Below are 14,879 nucleotides of genomic sequence, written 5' to 3'. Positions count from 1 at the left end.
GAGGAGGTGAGAAAGTGGGATTTTTCAATAATTTATTCAATAGGAATATCTCTAAAACTAGATTTGAAATGATAGAAGATAGGGGTAATGGGTTTTATGCATGGAGTGGAAGTATATATAAATCTGATGTAGTTAGAGCTTGCATAAGACCTAAGATAAAAGCTATAGGTAAACTTATACCACAACATATTAGGAATAACGGTGTAGAAGGATTTAAAGTTAATCCAGATCCTTATATAAGATTTTTATATGAAGAGCCTAATCCATATATGTCAGGTCAAGTTTTTAGAGAAAAAATGGCTACACAATTAGCACTTAATAACAATGCATTTGCATTATTAGTTAAAGACAGTAATGGTTATCCAGTAGAAATGTACAATATACCTTGTGTTGGAGTTGAAGCTATATATAATCAAGATGGAGATTTGTTTCTTAAGTTCACTAATAGAAATGGGAAAATAATAACATATCCTTATTCAAATATTATTCATTTAAGGCAGGATATTAATGAGAATGACATATTTGGAGATAGTCCTAGAGAAGCACTCTTACCACTCATGGAGGTAGTTAGTACTACAGACCAAGGTATAGTAAAAGCTATTAAAAATAGTGGAATTATAAGATGGCTATTAAAATTTAATGCCAATATGAGAACAGAAGATATTGATAAGCAAACAAAAGATTTTGTTAAAAACTTTTTAGATGTTAACAATAATGTTGGAGCTGCTGGAGTAGATAGTAAAGCTGATGCTCAACAGATAGATCCTAAAGATTATGTTCCTAACGCTGCAGTAATAGACAGGACAACTCAAAGAATTTATTCATTTTTCAATACTAACGAAAAAATAGTACAAAGTAAATTTAATGAAGATGAATGGAATGCCTATTATGAAGCTGAAATTGAACCGTTAGCTATGCAATGGAGCAATGAGGATACTAGAAAGTTATTTACAAGGCGAGAGAGAGGTTTTGGAAATAAGATAATTTATACAGCTAACAATCTTCAATATGCTTCAATGTCAACTAAATTAGGATTACAAGCAATGGTTGATAGAGGAGCATTGACACCTAACGAGTGGAGAGAAGTTCTTAATTTACCTCCAGTTGCAGATGGTGACAAGCCACTTAGGAGATTAGATACTGTTGCAATAGGGAAAGGGGGTGAAGAATAATGATATACATTGACATAAAAGGTGAGATTGTGCCAAGTGGTAAAGAATGGCTATATGAATGGTATGGTATTCAAGTTACATCACCAAATCAAATAACAAAAGCATTAAGAAGTGCAAATGGTCAACCGGTCACTGTTAAAATTAATAGTGGTGGTGGAGAAATATTTTCAGGTTTTGAAATCTACAATGAGTTAAAAGATTATAATGGAGAAGTAACAATAGAAATACGTGGACTATGTGCAAGTATAACAAGTGTTATTGCTATGGCTAGAAAGTGTAAAATGTCTCCATTAGCAGAAATAATGATACACAATGTATCAACCTCAACAAGTGGAGATTATAGAGATATGGAGCATAGCGTAGAAGTTTTGAAGAAAGCAAATAAAACTACTGCTAATGCTTATATCTTAAAAACAGGAATGAGTGAAGATGAAGCATATAAGCTTATGGATGCAGAAACATGGCTTACTGCTGATGAAGCTTTAAGATTAGGTTTAGTAGATGAAATAATGTATTCTGATGAAAAAGTAGATAAAAATTTACTTAATTCATTGAAAAATAATGCTACTACTTTTTGTAATAGTGTAGGAAAGCTAGACAATAATTTATTGAAAAAATTTAAGGATTATAATCCAGTTATTAATCATCCAGTTCATAAGAACGAGGATGATTTTTTATTACAGAAAAACAAAGCAAAATTACAGCTTTTAAATTTGAGGAGGAATATTTAATGGAAAAAGAAAAATATTTAGAATTAAGAAATGGGCTTTATACAGAAGCAGAAAAATTAATTAATGAAGGGCAGTTAGAAGATGGGCAAGCTAAGATTAAAGAAATAGAAAACTTAGACAATAAGTTTGAAAATGAAGCAAAGGCTTTAGCAAATTTGAATGCTCTAAAAGATAATACCAAAATATCAAATATAGCTGCATTATCTAATGGTTCAATAGCTGGAACTGTAATAGATAAAATAAGTGAAGCTAATTCAAATGATGATCTAACTAACTCTATTGAATATAGAAAAGCATTTATGAATTATGTTGTTAGAAAAGAAGCTATGCCAAAAGAATTTAGTAATGCTGTAGGTCCAACTAAAACTAGTGATGTAGGTGTATTAATCCCAGAAACAGTTCTAAGTAAGATAGTCGAGAAGATGGAAGCGACAGGAATGATACTTCCATTAGTAACTAGAACAAATATAAAAGGTGGAGTTAAAGTACCTACTTCTAGCTTAAAACCAGTTGCGACTTGGGTAGCAGAAGGAGATACAAGTGACAAACAAAAGAAAACAGTATCTTATATAGATTTTGGATATTTCAAGCTAAGATGTGCAGTATCTAATAGCTTAGAAGTTGATACAATGGCATTACCAATCTTTGAGCAAACATTAATTAACAATGTTGTTGAAGCTATGACCAAAGCAATAGAAAAAGCAATTATAAATGGCGATGGAACTAATCAACCCCAAGGTATATTAACAGAAACAGTAGCAGAAGGGCAAAATATTGACGTTGCAAAGGCTGAAAAACCTAAGCTAGAACATTTAGAAGGAGCAGAAGCAGCTTTACCTTTAGCTTATGACAATGGAACTGTGTGGTTAATGACTAAAAAAACATTTATGGCGTACTCAACTATAAAAGACACTAATGGTCAACCTGTAGGTAAAGTTAATTATGGGATTACAGGAAAGCCTGAAAGAATCCTTCTAGGTAGAACAGTTATTTTAAATGATTATATGGATAATTATATAGCTGCACCTACAGAAGATATAATTCCTATAGCATTATTTAATATGAAAGATTATGTATTAAATACTAATCTTAATATGACTATAAAGAACTATGAGGATAATGATACAGATGATCAAATCACTAAAGCTATTATGTTAGTTGATGGCAAAGTTATAGATAAGAATTCATTAGTTACTATAACTAAGAAAAATGTTTAATTTGGAGGGGATAACCCTCCTTTATTATTAAATTTGAGGAGGGAGCTAGATGTTAACTAAAATAAAACTTGCATTAAGAATTGATAGTTCTGACTTAGATATGGATATACAAGAAACTATAGATGCTGCTAAAGCTGATTTACAACTTAGTGGAGTGATTGGAGAAAAGATAACTGAGGCAGATAGTTTAATCTTCAGAGCAGTTAAAATATATTGTAAAGCTGAGTATAGCACAGATGATAAAGAAGCTGAGAGATATAGTAAGTCATATGAAATGTTAAAAAATCATTTATGTTTATCTAAAGAATATACTGAGGAAGTGCAGATATGAGGATAAGTTCTTTAAATAAGAGAATAGATATTTATTGCAAATTAGAAGTTGAAAATCAGTTAGATGAAGTAGACTTTCAATGGGATAAACTTAGGACGGTTTGGGCTGAGATGAGGCCACAAACAGGTAAATTACAAAATCAGCAAGCAAACACAATTCTAGCAAATGTCACACATAAGATAATAATAAGATTTGAATCAGCGAAGGATCTAACTAATGATATGTACATTATATATAATAATAAAAGGTTTGATATTAAATATATTCTTAATCCTTATTTCAAAAATGAAACTTTAGAAATATTCTGTGAGGAAGTGGTGGAATAAATGGCTGATATGTTTGATATTAACCAATTAACAGATTTTGGAGAAAGTTTAGTAAAGTTAGCTAATGAAAAAATGCCCAAGGAATCTAAAAAATTTATAAGAAGTGAAGCGAATAAATTAAATAGAAAAAATAAAAGTGTTTATAAAAGCAAGGGCATAGGAGAAGAAACAGGAAATTTATTAAAAGGGTTTAAATCCGGGAAAGCTTATAAATTTAATGGGGCATGGAGTGCTAGAGCATTTAATAGTAGTCCACATGCACATTTATTAGATAAAGGCTTTATATGGAAACCTCATAAAGGGCAAAAGGGAGAAGAAAAATTCATTCCAGGGTTTAATTTCATGGAAGGTGCAAGGAAAACATTTGAAAGTCAATATTATAATGATGTTGAAGACTTTATAGATGATGTGTTAGAAAAGGGGTTATAAAATGATAACTCTATTAGAAATTAATAAAGCAATTAATAAAAAAATTAAAGAAGCATTAAAAGGCACTGAGTTTAGTTCAGTGCCATTACTTGCAGAGGATATTTCAGAACCAATAGTAAGACCAAGTCTTAAGGTTGCAATTGAGAATTCTACTAATGGCAAGTTTAATAGTAATTGTAGAGAGAAAAACCTTACTTGTAGGGTTTATTTTTTTGCAAAAGATAGGAATAAGTACAAAATGGATAACTCTAAAATGCAAGACTTAATAGAAACTGCTTTTTTAGAGGATTTACAAGTTACTGAAAGTTTTTATATTCCAATAGAGGAAGTTGAAAGTGAAGTTAGTGACACAGTGCTTATTTCTAGCTTTAATTTATATTCTATAGAGCTATTACCAGATACAGATATTAGTGAGCCTATGGAGATTTTAAAAATAAATATATAGGAAGGTGAGATAATGACAATAACATTACCTAATATTGAAATTATTTTCAAGCAATTAGCGAGTAATTTCATAAAAAGAAGTGAAAGAGGAATTGCAATACTTATAGTAAAGGATGATACAGACACATCTTTTACAAGTAAAGAATATAAGAATTTGAAGGAACTAGAGAAAGAAAAGACACTTTATACTAGTGAAAATTATCAATATATCTTAGATACTTTGAGTTTTCAAGTGACAAAGGTCGTTGTAATTAGAGTTAGTACAACTGAAACTATGGTTGATGCTCTTAGTATAGTTGAAAAGACAGTTAAAACTGGATGGATAACTACAGTTGGGATTGCGGATGATTATACAGCAATAGTTAATTGGATTAAGGATAAGGAATCTAATGGAGAAACATACAAAGCGATAGTTTATAATGCTACTGCACCAGATTGTAAGCATATAGTTAATTTTACCAATGCGAATGTTGTTTTTAAGGATGCAAGAGCGGAGAAAACAGGAGATAAGTATTTACCTTCCCTACTTGGCATAATTGCTTCATGCAATATTGAAAAGGGCACAACTTACTTTGTGTGTGAAAACTTAGCAAAAGTTGAAGAAGTAGCCGACAATAATGATTCACTAAATCTAGGTAAATTCATTCTTATAAATGATTTCGATAATGTAAAAGTTGGATTAGGCATAAATAGTTTAACTACATTTACAGACGTTAATAGTGAAGATATGAGATATATAGACACCGTAGAAACTATGGATTTAATTACAGACGATATAAGAAATACCTTTAAAAATGATTATATCGGTAAATATAAAAATAATTTAGATAATCAAGTTTTATTCATAAGTGCTGTAAATACTTATTTTAGCAGTCTAGCTAAGGAAGATATATTAGATTTAAACTATAAAAACTATTCTGATGTTGATGTAGTAACACAGAGAGCTGCTTGGGTTAAAATTAAGCCTGAGGCAGAAGCTTGGAATGATACAAAAGTAAGAAATACTACTTTTAAAAGAAATGTATACTTAGGCGGAGATGTTAAAATTTTAGGTGCTATGGAAAACCTTAGATTTAATATCTCAATGTTTTAGGAGGTGTAGAAATGGGCGTTAACGTGAATAGAGTTCTTACGGGATCAAGTGGTAATGTCTGGGTAAATGGTAAGTTGTTATCACAATTAAAGTCAATTGAACTAAAAGTAACAGGTAACTTTGAAGATTTGAATTTTTGTGGGGATAATAGCACTTATAGTAGATATACAGGTTTCACTGGAGAAGGGACAATGACACTTCAAAAGATAGATAGTACAATATTGGAGCTTATAGGTGATGCTTATATAAGTGGAGTTATGCCGGATATAAAAATTATTACGAAACTTACAGATAAATCCACAGGTAAATCTGAGAGAGTTGCAGTCAGTGATGTTACAATAACAGAATTTATGTTAGCTAAATTTGAAGCAAAGGCATTAATAGAAGAAGAACTCCCTTTAAAATTTAGTAAGTATGATGTATTAGAAACTATATAATTAAGCATCCTTCGGGGTGCTTTTTATTTTAGGAGAAGAGTTGTATGAAATTTTTAAAAAGTAAAAGGAATCAAATGAGTGTAGAAGCAAAACTAATAAATACAACAATAGGATTAGCAAAATTAGTTATTATAAATAAAAATATACCAATTGATTTAAAGATAAAAATATTAAAGACAATTGAACTTATGGAGGTAGTTATGAGTAGAGAAAATTCGAAGAAAGCAACGTTTAAAGATTTAATAGCTAAGAAAATTAAAAAAGAGGAAGATCAATTTAAAGTTAGAGAGATTTATGTTGAGAGCATGGATGCAACCTTAGTTTTTAAAAAGCCTAAGGAAGAAACTCTTTTAGAAATAATAGATGAAATGGGAGTATCTAATGGAGATTTAAAAGTAAGTGAGATGGTACCAGGATTTAAGAAGCTTATCTATTTATGCTGTCCAATGTTACAAGATGTAGAATTACAAAAAGAAATCGAAGTTGTAGATCCATTCGATACTGTAAGCAAGATATTTGATTTGAATGACATTATGGAAATAGGCGAAGAACTTATGGACTTTATAGACATGGGTGATAAGGTAGAAAAAGTAAAAAACTAATAGAGCATGATGTAGATTTTAATATGTATGCTTTTTATGCTGTAAGAGGTCAAGAATTAAATGATTTAGCAGAATTAAGCTCTTCAGAGAAAGTATTTCTACATTGTGCAAGAGAGCAATATTGGAACGAGCTAGGAAAATTTATCAAGATAGTTTTAGGAGGTGGAGCAAATAGCTAGTAAAGTTATAAACACTATTTTAAACTTGAAGGATAATTTCAGCAAAACAATTAGTAAAACTAGTCAAAGTACTAAAAAGTTTCAGAGGCAAATAAGACAAGCAGAGAATCAAGCTGCAAAGATGAAAAAAGGAATAACAGGTGCATTTTCTAGTACAGCTGCAAAAGTTACAGGTTTAATCGGTGGTATTGGACTAGCAACTTTTGCTAAGGATAGCTTAATGTTAGCCAGTGACTTAGGCGAGGTACAAAACGTAGTTGATACAACTTTTGGTAATATGGCAAAAAAAATAGATGATTTTGCGAAAACTACAAGTTCTAAATTTGGTATAAGTGAATTACAGGCAAAGAAATATAGTGGTACTTTAGGTGCTATTATGAAGTCAAGTGGACTTGCTGGAGGTAAATTGACAGAAATGTCTACAGGCCTTACTGGATTAGCTGGAGATATGGCTTCATTTTACAACCTAGAGCCAGATGAAGCGTTTGAAAAACTTAAGAGTGCAATAAGCGGTGAAACAGAGCCTATGAAGGCCTTGGGCGTAAATATGAGTGTTGCTAATATGGAGGCTTTCGCACTCAGCAAAGGCGTAAACAAAGCCTGGAAAGAGATGTCTCAAGCTGAACAAACTACATTAAGATATCAATATCTTATGGAAAATACAGCCGATTCACAAGGAGACTATGCGAAAACAAATAAAAGTTTTGCAAATAGTCTTAGGACATTGAAACTCAATTTTCAAACCCTTGGAGCTAAGATAATGGCTAATGCTATTCCTCCACTAGAAAAATTATTTGGTAAAATAAATGATTTCATAACTAAAGTGAATATAGAAGGAATAATGGCAAAAATCATTCCTAAAATCCAAAGTGGATTTTCTAAGATAGGAAGTATATTTAGATGGTTAGGAAATAATATGGAATGGATAAAACCTATTATTATAGGAGTAGCTAGTGCATTTGGAGCTTTTATGATAATAACAAAAGTTACAAGTGCTGTAAGTGGTCTTAAAAAGGCTTTTAAAAGTTTGAAGGCTGGTACAACAATATTAAGTAATCCTATATTTTTGGTTGCGGCAGCTATAGGAGCATTAATCGCAATAGGTATAATCCTATATAAAAAAAGTGAAACATTTAGAAACTTTATAGACGGGTTATTCGAAAAATTAAAGGGTTTCGCTTCATGGTTAGCTAGTGTACTACCTCCGATACTACAAGCTATAGGTAATTGGTTTACAACTAACATTCTTCCTTTTTTACAAAAACTGTGGGAGTTAATAACTATAATATGGCAAAATGTACTAGTACCATTTGGAACATGGCTAGCCAGTGTATTTGGAGTTATATTTCAAACAGTTTTTCCTGTAATAGCAAATATAGTTACAAATGCATTTAATAGTATAAAAAGTGTTATTGAAGGTGTAATAACGTTTTTTGGTGGAGTTATAGATTTTGTAGTAGGTGTATTTACAGGTAATTGGAGTCAAGCTTGGGAAGGTGTAAAAGAGATATTTAGAGGTATATTTAATAGCCTTGTAGGCATAGCAAAAGCACCTCTAAACTTAATAATAGACGCTATAAATTGGGTTATATCTAAACTTAATACTATAAGTGTATCTATTCCAGATTGGGTACCTGAATTTGGTGGAAAAACGTTCGGTGTTAATATTCCAACGATACCTAACTTTGCACTAGGTACTCAATATTTCAAAGGCGGGTTGGCACAGATAAATGAAAAAGGTGGAGAAATAGTAAACTTACCTAATGGATCACAAGTGATTCCAGCAGATAAATCAGAAAAAATGTTAAAAGGCGGAGTAGCTGTGTATATAACTATTCAAGGTAATGTTATAGGAAACGAAGAGTATGCTAACTATGTAGGAAATGTAGTGTCAAATAAGGTGTTATCAGCACTAGGTAATATGTAAGGAGGGGTTAGAATGGCTGATATATTCATAGGGAGTCATGATGGTAAAAATGTGTATCAATTTTCATGGCTCCCGTCAACTTTTCCAGAATTTAATAGAACTTCTAAAAATGAAGTATTTGAAAGTTATAGTAATGGTGATTTTAACATTATAGGAGATATGAATTTATTGGAGTTTGGGTTAGAAGGTAAGTTGCCTATTACTCCAAGTAAATATTCATTTTCTAAAAGTAATATAGGGGCATATAAAATAATTAATCTTATGCATGCCTCTATGTCAAAGAAAAAACCTGTAAGGTTGATTATTAACAGAAATCCTAATCCTACCATACCTACAAATTTAATAAATGTACTAGTAAGCGTAGAATCTATGACATGGAAAGAAGAAAATGATGTAGTAAACTACAATGTTAGTTTCAAGGAGTATAGAAATGTATAGAGTTATTTTCAATGGAATGAATATACTTGCTAAATCTAATAATATTAGTTGGAGCAGTGATACAGATACTTTGGGTATGCAAGTAACCTTCGATAGTCTTGTTAATCTTACAGAAGGTTCTATAATTAGCTTTTTAATTAATAATAAAGAATATTTTAGAGGGATTATTATTAAAAAGAGTGAAAGTAAATTTTCTTATAATTATACAGCAATGGATTATAGTTTCTATTTTAAAAATGAAGTTATAAAACAATTCAATGGGATTAAGGCTAGCTCTGCTATAACCTCCCTACTAAAAGAATATGGTATTAGTAGCGAGATAGTTAATATACCTACTACAATTAATAAAATATATAAGCAATCTATAAATGATATCATAGAAGATATACTAAAACAGGCTGAAGAGGACCAGGGGATAAAATACTTCAAAGAAATGAACATTAATACTCTTGTTGTAAAAAGGCTGCAAGACATGAGGATTAAGCCTAAGGTTATTATAGGCAGTGATATTACAATAGAGAGCAGTATAGAAGAAATGAAAAATAAAATATTAATTGTAAGTAGTGAAGAAAGCAATAAATCTATATATGCTACTATACAAGATAAAAATAATATTAATAAGTTTGGGTTATTACAAAAGATAGAATCTGTAGAAGAAAAGAATAGAGCACAAGCTAAAAATATAGCTAGGAACTTGTTAAAGCAATATAACAAGGCAATTAAAAGTACTAGCATAAATCTGTTAGGAATAAAAAATGCAGAAACTATTAGAGCAAATAGATTAATAGAGTTAAATGTAGCTAATAAACTAAAGGGTTGGGATAAGATAAAAAGTGCTAATCATACTCTTTCTAATAATAAGCACAATGTAACGATAGAATTGGAGTGGTAATTATGGGTTGGGATGTAGATCTAGCGAAGGAATTTAAAAAGAGAACTAATTCAACTCCATATGGCCCAGTAATAGGGAAAGTAATCGGAGTAAATCCTCTAAGAATTTCAATTTTTGATGGTAAAGTAATAATATCAAAAATGTATGTCTGTAGTAGAATAAGTGTAGAAATAGACGATAATGTATTATGTATTCCAACTGCAGACGAGCAGAAATATTTTATAGTGGATAAGGTGGTGTAGTTGTGTTTCCAATCTATGAGCCACAATTGAATAATATAAAAGATGAAGAAAACAAGACTGCTCCAGGTAAGTCTTTTTTATTTGACTTCAAAATAGGAGATTTTATTCTTAGAGATGGTAAGTTAATAGAAATTGAGGGGATAGAAGCTCTTAAAGTTTGGATAGAAAAAATATTAAAAACAGAAAAGTTTAAGTTTAAGATTTACGAAACTGGAGAAATAGATGAATATGGAATAACTCTATTAGAACTTATAAATAGTGGACATCAACAAATATATATACAAGCAGAAATACAACGTACTGTAACTGAAACATTAGAAAAGAATGTAGAGATAATAAATGTAGATGAATTCAGTTTTAGTAGAGATAAAAGAACGTTAGTAGTGAACTTTACTGTTAATAGTGTTTATGGGTCAGTAGGTCAGGAGGTGAGGTTTTAATGGCAGATAGTAAGGAAGTTATACAGCAAAGACTGCTTAGTAATATAAGTGATGGATATGACAAGAGCGAAGGTTCATTTTTCTATGATATAGAAAAGCCGATATCGATTGAGATTGAAAAAGCATATATAGAGCTTGAAAGCATATTGAATAAAGGCTTTGCAGATACTGCTACAGGAAATGATTTAGATCGAATTGTATATGAACAAGGTATAAATAGAAAATTATCAACTAAAGCAAAAGGTGAGGTTGTTGTAACTGGACTTGTAGGTGCAGTAATATCTAAAGGCGAGATGGTTGCAAGTGATAATGTTAATTTTATTTTTCTTGAAGATAAGGTTATTCCAACTGAAAAAACTATTAATGTATCTGTAGAATGTGAGCAATATGGAATTATAGGTAATGTTCCTGTAGGTGCTATTAAGTATTTTCCGAAGACGTTAGAAGGACTTCAAACAGTAACTAATATAGCTACATTTACTAATGGCTACGAAGAAGAAACAGATGAGAGCTTAAGAGAAAGATACTATACTAAAATTCAGACACCTGCTACATCCGGCAACAAATGGCACTACCTTAATTGGAGTAAAGAAGTAACAGGAGTAGGAGATGCCAGAGTATTTCCTCTTGCCAATGGTCCAGGAACAGTGAAAGTAGTAATTATAAATTCTAATAAGCGTGAAGCTGATACAGGTTTAATCAATGAAGTTTATACACATATTGAAGAAGTAAGACCTATAGGAGCAACAGTGATAGTAGAGAGTGCTACAGAGAAGGTTATAAATATCTCAGTTATTTTAGTAATAGATACAAATAACTACACTGAAGAAGCTGTGAAAAGTAGTATTGAAGATAACTTAGTAATATACTTCAAGAGTATTGCATTCAAAGAAAGTTATGTGAGTTATGCGAAAATAGGTAATATTATTTTTGATACTCCTGGTGTTTTGGATTATTCTAACTTACAAGTCAATAATGGTACTGCGAATATAAGTATAGAAGATATAAAAGTAGCAGTCTTAGGGGGTGTGACTCTTGGATAAGAACACACTCTTTTCTTATATGCCTAAATATTACAAGACATCTAAAGTTCTAGATGATCTTAATAATGCAAATGCTATAGAACTAACCTTTTTTAAGTCTAAGTTAAATGATGTATTAAATCAATTTTTTATAGATAGTGCTGATTTTAGTTTGGAAAGATGGGAAAAAGAATTAGGTATAGATGTAAATAATAATTATAACGTAGAGTATAGGCGTAGCCGAATATTAAGCAAACTAAGAGGTCAAGGTACTATTACTGTAAAGCTAATTAAAGAGGTTGCAGAGAGTTATAATAATGGGATTGTGGATGTAATAGAAGATAATCCATCCTATAGCTTTATTATTAAGTTTATAAGTAATAAGGGAGTACCACCAAACATAGATGATTTAAAGGCAGCAATAGATGAAATTAAACCAGCACATTTAGCTGTAATATATGAATTCACTTATAATACTTGGGATATGGTTAGTGGATTAACTTGGGGTGGAGCTATTAATAAAACATGGAATCAGCTTAGAGAGGATGTGATTTAATGCAGCTGACAACTAATTATGGATTTAAAAAGCCAGAAAACAATGACAATGTTAATGTAGATGATCTTAATTATAATATGGATATTGCAGATACAGAATTAAAAAAAGCTAATGAACAATTGGGTGAGAAAGTGAAATACACAGACCTTACACCAATAACAACAACAGGAACGAGTTTAGATTACATTGCAACTATTCCTACTAACATGACAGAGGTTACAATAGTACCTCACATTAATAATTTAGCAGGTGCAACTCTTAACAGTGTACCTATACTGGACAGAGAAGGAAAGCCCATAGAAAAAGATGTATTAAAGATAAACATTCCGACTAAACTTGTGAGGGTAGGTAGCAATTTTTTTATAGCTAGTGGTGTTGCTGGAGGTGGAGCATTAGGCTTAGAAGGAGCTTATGCAGTACCTTTAGGTACTATACCTACTCGTGCATCTTTGTACAGAGCATCAGATAATTCATTTTTCAACGATATACTCATAGAAACCGAGGGAATGAAGGGGTTTGTAAATATATGCAAATACTCTAAGGTGAAGAAAAGCTATGAGATATTAGTAAAGTTAAATTTGAAAACAGTGTCAACTCTAAATCTAGTAGGAGCCACCGCTAATATTAAAAATATAACGTATTCTACGGATGGTTCAAAAGTATATTTTGAAATTACTGGGCTCAGTGATACTCAACAAGCTGTTAAACACGGAATTTATGAGGTAGATTTAACAACATTCGCATACAGGACTATAATTGAAGCACCTGTGGCTACATTTAACTATGCGCCTAAAACGCTATATGCCGATAAAGACTATATATATTATAGTGCGTATAGGGAAGGTATTGGAAGTGAGTATAATAAAGTAGCTCTATCCGATTTAAGCAAGGTGAGTTTTAAACAAGGTAACATGTACACATCTATAAATTCTACACTGAACAGGTATAGGTTCTACTGTGAAGCCAATAACTGTATTTATATCATAGGTACGGATGGTGGTAAGACTACAGACCTATATGAGATTAGTCTTACAACATTGTCTATGACTACTAAAAAATTAAGTGCAGGTGGAGGAGTATACACCACCAATAAAAGAGGGCTCTACTCAGACGGCACGTATTTATATGTAATAACAGACCAAAGCACCAGCACTACTATTAGCTTATATAAATATAATTTAGCTAACTTTAGCCTTGTATCTTATGCAGCAAACACAGTGACATTGAGTAACCCCAAAGGCTATAAAGTAGGTAGGTATTTCCAAGAAATCGTGTTCTATGATAAGAAGCATAGTCTATTGTGGGTTAACACTAGTTCGGACTATTATACAGGTAGTAGCACAAACTTTTCCCAAGTAGTACTCACAGCACTAGACTTAAATAATAATTATGAAATTTGTGATGCTATATCTTTAAAAGATAAAGGATATGCAGGTTATGATAATGGTACTTTTGCATTTGGATTACAGGTGCGAGATGCAATGTTCACAGCTCTGTATGGAGATATAACTGTAATCTGTGATATAGACAATAACACTTATTATCAAATAGTACTTTAAGGAGGTATACAATATGATATACGTTGAAATTGTAAACAATGAGGTTGGAATAACTCACCTCAAACCATTTGATGCAAAAGATGGCTTAGGAAAGACCAGGGAGGAACTAGAACAGACAGGGTTAGTTCTTGAGTCTGAACCTGTTCCTGAAAAGATAGAGGGTAAAGATGCAATCTTAAAATATAACCCAACTACTAAAAGCTTATATTATGAGTATGTAGACAGTGTTCCAACACCTAAAACAGATATGGAACTAGCACTAGAAAGAATAGCATCTTTAGAAAAATCTAATGCAGAATTAACAACATTAATAGCAACAATGACAACACCGACAGTTTAAAGTTAGGTGTTATTTTTATGTTCAAAATAATTAATTATATAAAAAGGAGAGTGTATATTATGTTTAGTTTTAACAAAGATTCAGGATGTGTGAAGGTGTGGGTGACACTTATAATGAATGGCACTTATACTTACGAACAAGTACCTAAACTTTTAAATCTACAAGAGTGTGTAAAAGAGGTGCTAATAGAAGTCGGTGTAATGACACAATAGAATTATATTGTGAACTAAATAGATCTTAAGAGATTAGAGAAATCTAGCCTCTTTTTTTATTTTGTAAATTAAATAAATGTCAATTGAGGAATAATAAAAACATTTTTTAAAAATAGGCGCATAAAAAATGGCCCCATGCAAATAATAATATCATGACATAAAATTAATAGTATAGGACCATTTATGCAGAGATGAAATAAAGAATGCTATATCTGTATAGTGTTTTTTATTTACCTCTTTACTTATAGTATGCTAAAAATATTAAATAAATATACTTATTTTAATATTTT

Annotated in this window: 21 protein-coding genes; all 21 read left to right on the top strand. The window is 31.1% G+C overall.

The window, feature by feature from the left end; genetic code table 11:
- Positions 1 to 14 precede the first annotated feature (14 nt).
- Genes IO99_RS13150 through IO99_RS19355 form a run of 21 tightly spaced genes read left to right on the top strand, consistent with a single transcriptional unit; the run spans position 15 to position 14,589 of the window.
- A complete protein-coding gene (locus IO99_RS13150; protein ID WP_035134188.1) occupies positions 15 to 1,172 on the top strand; it encodes a phage portal protein in 1,158 nt (385 codons plus the stop codon).
- On the top strand, positions 1,172 to 1,903 hold the full coding sequence (locus IO99_RS13145) for a head maturation protease, ClpP-related (protein ID WP_051824122.1): 732 nt from the start codon (positions 1,172 to 1,174) through the stop codon (positions 1,901 to 1,903). The genes IO99_RS13150 and IO99_RS13145 overlap by 1 nt, the downstream gene beginning before the upstream one ends.
- Positions 1,903 to 3,120 (top strand): phage major capsid protein, encoded by a 1,218-nt coding sequence (locus IO99_RS13140; protein ID WP_035134186.1) that lies wholly within the window; start codon positions 1,903 to 1,905, stop codon positions 3,118 to 3,120. The genes IO99_RS13145 and IO99_RS13140 overlap by 1 nt, the downstream gene beginning before the upstream one ends.
- Before the next feature lie 49 nt (positions 3,121 to 3,169).
- Entirely contained in the window at positions 3,170 to 3,451 is a 282-nt protein-coding gene (locus IO99_RS13135) for a head-tail connector protein (RefSeq protein WP_035134185.1), read from the top strand.
- Positions 3,448 to 3,777 carry a phage head closure protein gene (locus tag IO99_RS13130; RefSeq protein ID WP_035134183.1) on the top strand — a complete coding sequence of 110 codons (330 nt, stop codon included), beginning with the start codon at positions 3,448 to 3,450 and terminating at the stop codon, positions 3,775 to 3,777. Before IO99_RS13135 ends, IO99_RS13130 begins: the two co-directional genes overlap by 4 nt.
- A complete protein-coding gene (locus tag IO99_RS13125; RefSeq protein ID WP_035134181.1) occupies positions 3,778 to 4,206 on the top strand; it encodes a hypothetical protein in 429 nt (142 codons plus the stop codon). It begins immediately after the preceding gene.
- A gap of 1 nt (position 4,207) precedes the next feature.
- Positions 4,208 to 4,651, top strand: a complete 444-nt coding sequence (locus tag IO99_RS13120; protein WP_035134179.1) for a phage tail terminator family protein — start codon at positions 4,208 to 4,210, stop codon at positions 4,649 to 4,651.
- Positions 4,652 to 4,663: 12 nt separating this feature from the next.
- Positions 4,664 to 5,743, top strand: a complete 1,080-nt coding sequence (locus IO99_RS13115; protein WP_035134174.1) for a phage tail sheath C-terminal domain-containing protein — start codon at positions 4,664 to 4,666, stop codon at positions 5,741 to 5,743.
- 11 nt (positions 5,744 to 5,754) lie between these two features.
- Complete coding sequence (locus tag IO99_RS13110; protein ID WP_035134169.1) at positions 5,755 to 6,180, top strand: phage tail tube protein; 426 nt, start codon at positions 5,755 to 5,757, stop codon at positions 6,178 to 6,180.
- Between the two features lie 44 nt (positions 6,181 to 6,224).
- Positions 6,225 to 6,782: a hypothetical protein gene (locus IO99_RS13105; RefSeq protein ID WP_051824121.1), complete on the top strand. Its 558-nt coding sequence runs from the start codon at positions 6,225 to 6,227 to the stop codon at positions 6,780 to 6,782.
- 23 nt (positions 6,783 to 6,805) lie between these two features.
- Positions 6,806 to 6,961, top strand: a complete 156-nt coding sequence (locus IO99_RS19360) for a hypothetical protein (protein WP_198028591.1) — start codon at positions 6,806 to 6,808, stop codon at positions 6,959 to 6,961.
- Positions 6,945 to 8,888 (top strand): phage tail tape measure protein, encoded by a 1,944-nt coding sequence (locus tag IO99_RS18480; protein ID WP_051824120.1) that lies wholly within the window; start codon positions 6,945 to 6,947, stop codon positions 8,886 to 8,888. The genes IO99_RS19360 and IO99_RS18480 overlap by 17 nt, the downstream gene beginning before the upstream one ends.
- A 12-nt stretch (positions 8,889 to 8,900) precedes the next feature.
- Positions 8,901 to 9,326 (top strand): hypothetical protein, encoded by a 426-nt coding sequence (locus tag IO99_RS13095; protein ID WP_035134165.1) that lies wholly within the window; start codon positions 8,901 to 8,903, stop codon positions 9,324 to 9,326.
- Positions 9,319 to 10,218, top strand: coding sequence for an XkdQ/YqbQ family protein (locus IO99_RS13090; protein WP_035134163.1), 900 nt, complete (start codon positions 9,319 to 9,321; stop codon positions 10,216 to 10,218). The genes IO99_RS13095 and IO99_RS13090 overlap by 8 nt, the downstream gene beginning before the upstream one ends.
- Before the next feature lie 2 nt (positions 10,219 to 10,220).
- Positions 10,221 to 10,460 (top strand): hypothetical protein, encoded by a 240-nt coding sequence (locus tag IO99_RS13085; RefSeq protein ID WP_035134162.1) that lies wholly within the window; start codon positions 10,221 to 10,223, stop codon positions 10,458 to 10,460.
- 2 nt (positions 10,461 to 10,462) lie between these two features.
- Positions 10,463 to 10,900, top strand: coding sequence for a DUF2634 domain-containing protein (locus IO99_RS13080; RefSeq protein ID WP_051824112.1), 438 nt, complete (start codon positions 10,463 to 10,465; stop codon positions 10,898 to 10,900).
- Positions 10,900 to 11,943, top strand: a complete 1,044-nt coding sequence (locus tag IO99_RS13075) for a baseplate J/gp47 family protein (protein ID WP_035134153.1) — start codon at positions 10,900 to 10,902, stop codon at positions 11,941 to 11,943. Before IO99_RS13080 ends, IO99_RS13075 begins: the two co-directional genes overlap by 1 nt.
- Complete coding sequence (locus tag IO99_RS13070; RefSeq protein WP_051824110.1) at positions 11,936 to 12,478, top strand: putative phage tail protein; 543 nt, start codon at positions 11,936 to 11,938, stop codon at positions 12,476 to 12,478. Before IO99_RS13075 ends, IO99_RS13070 begins: the two co-directional genes overlap by 8 nt.
- Positions 12,478 to 14,037 (top strand): hypothetical protein, encoded by a 1,560-nt coding sequence (locus IO99_RS13065; RefSeq protein ID WP_035134145.1) that lies wholly within the window; start codon positions 12,478 to 12,480, stop codon positions 14,035 to 14,037. Before IO99_RS13070 ends, IO99_RS13065 begins: the two co-directional genes overlap by 1 nt.
- Positions 14,038 to 14,050: 13 nt before the next feature.
- Positions 14,051 to 14,377 (top strand): hypothetical protein, encoded by a 327-nt coding sequence (locus IO99_RS13060; protein ID WP_051824109.1) that lies wholly within the window; start codon positions 14,051 to 14,053, stop codon positions 14,375 to 14,377.
- Positions 14,378 to 14,436: 59 nt separating this feature from the next.
- A complete protein-coding gene (locus IO99_RS19355) occupies positions 14,437 to 14,589 on the top strand; it encodes a hypothetical protein (RefSeq protein ID WP_198028590.1) in 153 nt (50 codons plus the stop codon).
- The last annotated feature ends 290 nt before the right edge of the window (positions 14,590 to 14,879 follow it).

Source organism: Clostridium sulfidigenes (genome assembly GCF_000732635.1).
GTDB classification, from domain to species: domain Bacteria; phylum Bacillota; class Clostridia; order Clostridiales; family Clostridiaceae; genus Clostridium_J; species Clostridium_J sulfidigenes.
Note: the sequence above shows the minus strand (reverse complement) of the source record. Positions and strands in the feature narration are given on the sequence as shown.

What these genes read in the sequence shown, in the direction of transcription:
- IO99_RS13145 (WP_051824122.1), top strand. Translation starts at nt 1,172, where the DNA reads ATGATATACATTGACATAAAAGGTGAGATTGTGCCAAGTGGTAAAGAA.
- IO99_RS13140 (WP_035134186.1), top strand. Translation starts at nt 1,903, where the DNA reads ATGGAAAAAGAAAAATATTTAGAATTAAGAAATGGGCTTTATACAGAA.
- IO99_RS13135 (WP_035134185.1), top strand. Translation starts at nt 3,170, where the DNA reads ATGTTAACTAAAATAAAACTTGCATTAAGAATTGATAGTTCTGACTTA.
- IO99_RS13130 (WP_035134183.1), top strand. Translation starts at nt 3,448, where the DNA reads ATGAGGATAAGTTCTTTAAATAAGAGAATAGATATTTATTGCAAATTA.
- IO99_RS13125 (WP_035134181.1), top strand. Translation starts at nt 3,778, where the DNA reads ATGGCTGATATGTTTGATATTAACCAATTAACAGATTTTGGAGAAAGT.
- IO99_RS13120 (WP_035134179.1), top strand. Translation starts at nt 4,208, where the DNA reads ATGATAACTCTATTAGAAATTAATAAAGCAATTAATAAAAAAATTAAA.
- IO99_RS13115 (WP_035134174.1), top strand. Translation starts at nt 4,664, where the DNA reads ATGACAATAACATTACCTAATATTGAAATTATTTTCAAGCAATTAGCG.
- IO99_RS13110 (WP_035134169.1), top strand. Translation starts at nt 5,755, where the DNA reads ATGGGCGTTAACGTGAATAGAGTTCTTACGGGATCAAGTGGTAATGTC.
- IO99_RS13105 (WP_051824121.1), top strand. Translation starts at nt 6,225, where the DNA reads ATGAAATTTTTAAAAAGTAAAAGGAATCAAATGAGTGTAGAAGCAAAA.
- IO99_RS19360 (WP_198028591.1), top strand. Translation starts at nt 6,806, where the DNA reads ATGTATGCTTTTTATGCTGTAAGAGGTCAAGAATTAAATGATTTAGCA.
- IO99_RS13095 (WP_035134165.1), top strand. Translation starts at nt 8,901, where the DNA reads ATGGCTGATATATTCATAGGGAGTCATGATGGTAAAAATGTGTATCAA.
- IO99_RS13090 (WP_035134163.1), top strand. Translation starts at nt 9,319, where the DNA reads ATGTATAGAGTTATTTTCAATGGAATGAATATACTTGCTAAATCTAAT.
- IO99_RS13085 (WP_035134162.1), top strand. Translation starts at nt 10,221, where the DNA reads ATGGGTTGGGATGTAGATCTAGCGAAGGAATTTAAAAAGAGAACTAAT.
- IO99_RS13075 (WP_035134153.1), top strand. Translation starts at nt 10,900, where the DNA reads ATGGCAGATAGTAAGGAAGTTATACAGCAAAGACTGCTTAGTAATATA.
- IO99_RS13065 (WP_035134145.1), top strand. Translation starts at nt 12,478, where the DNA reads ATGCAGCTGACAACTAATTATGGATTTAAAAAGCCAGAAAACAATGAC.
- IO99_RS13060 (WP_051824109.1), top strand. Translation starts at nt 14,051, where the DNA reads ATGATATACGTTGAAATTGTAAACAATGAGGTTGGAATAACTCACCTC.
- IO99_RS19355 (WP_198028590.1), top strand. Translation starts at nt 14,437, where the DNA reads ATGTTTAGTTTTAACAAAGATTCAGGATGTGTGAAGGTGTGGGTGACA.